Source organism: Bartonella callosciuri (assembly GCF_014203215.1).
GTDB classification, from domain to species: domain Bacteria; phylum Pseudomonadota; class Alphaproteobacteria; order Rhizobiales; family Rhizobiaceae; genus Bartonella; species Bartonella callosciuri.
Genome location: NZ_JACHIM010000009.1, coordinates 8562 through 9980, shown reverse-complemented (window position 1 = coordinate 9980; position 1419 = coordinate 8562). Strand labels below are relative to the sequence as shown.

Genomic DNA, 1419 nt, shown 5'->3' with positions numbered 1-1419 from the left:
AAGATCGTGTGGGGGTGTATTGCCAGTGTATAGAGAGCAGGGCATCGGGATCGCAGGGGAGTGTGCATGGGGTGCTTAGGGAAGAAGATATGGCGCAGGAGGTTTCGTGTCCGTGGAGGTTATGAGGGGGAGAGATAAGGGGTTGAGCAGATGGAGGTGCTAAAAGGATTGGAAGAGAGGCGTTCTGATGAGGAAGCGCTAAGAGGGAGGTGTGTTGAGGCGCAAGTGTCGGTGAGGGAGGTGTGTTGAGGTGCAAGTGTCGGTGAGGGAGGTGTGTTGAGGTGCAAGTATCCGTATGGCGCGGGTGTCCATGGAGAGTGGATTGCTGTGTCTGGTAAGAAAGATCTGTGAACGAAAAAGAAAAACTGCTTGATGGAAGCCAAAAGACTCTTCAACTTCACGAGTTTTGGCTCGAAGGGTCTTCGGTTTGAAGAGTCTTTCTCCTTGTTTGTAATACGCAAAGCGTGTTGGAAAAATTAAAGGGAAAACAATCGAAGGGCTTTTAAAATAAGCAGAAGGCGTTTTTCATAAACTGTAAAAAGGTCAAAGTGGATCAATGACAAAATGTTTCAGAAAAGGCACACACCTTACAACGAGAGGATGTTTTAAAGAAAAGTGAGGGCTGCTTAAGAAAAAAGTGCTTTAAAGACGAGGTTTCAAAGAACAGGGGGGAAAATATCATGCCAATCATTATCGACTGTGTTCAGGGGACAGCGGAATGGAAAAAAGCCCGCAATGGCTTGATTACAGCGTCTTTATTTGAAATGGTTATGGCACGAAAAAAACAGGGGCAAAAAACCTCAAAATATCATGCCGTTATGATGAAACTCGCGGGAGAAAGAATTACTGGAGAAACCGTCGATGAGGGAACAACGCTTTCTATGCGACGCGGAACAGAATTAGAACCAACTGCACGGAAGCTTTATAGAACACTTACCAACACAGAACCTGAATGTATTGGATTCGTTCTCGCTGATGATCGGATGAAAGGCTTTTCCCCCGATGCTTTTATTGGAACAAATGGATTGTTAGAAATCAAAACCAAAAAACCTGAAATCTTGATCCCTCATTTCATTCAAAAGAGTTTCCCTCAAGAGCATAAAGCACAATGTCAGGGAGGATTATGGATTGCTCAGCGTGAATGGGTGGATTTAATGCTCTATTGGCCTGGTATGCCACCTCTGATTAAGCGCGCCTATCGTGACGAAGCTTATATTCGAAAGCTTGAAAATGAGATTAGTTGTTTTAATGAGGCATTGGCATTTATGGTACAGAAAATTAAATCTGTTCAGACCGGGTTTGGTATGAGAATGCAAAATGTTGTGGAAGAGCCGATGAGGCGAGAGTGCGGGGCAAGAGCAGGTGCTGTGCTGGAAGAGCCGATGAGGCGAGAGTGCGGGGCAAGAGCAGGTGCTGTGC

Annotated in this window: 1 protein-coding gene; it reads left to right on the top strand. The window is 45.5% G+C overall.

Going from position 1 to position 1419, the window contains the following annotated elements; translation table 11 throughout:
- Positions 1-680 precede the first annotated feature (680 nt).
- Positions 681-1419, top strand: a 739-nt coding sequence (locus HNQ69_RS06715) for a lambda exonuclease family protein (RefSeq protein WP_183229278.1), incomplete at its 3' end; no start/stop codon positions are given.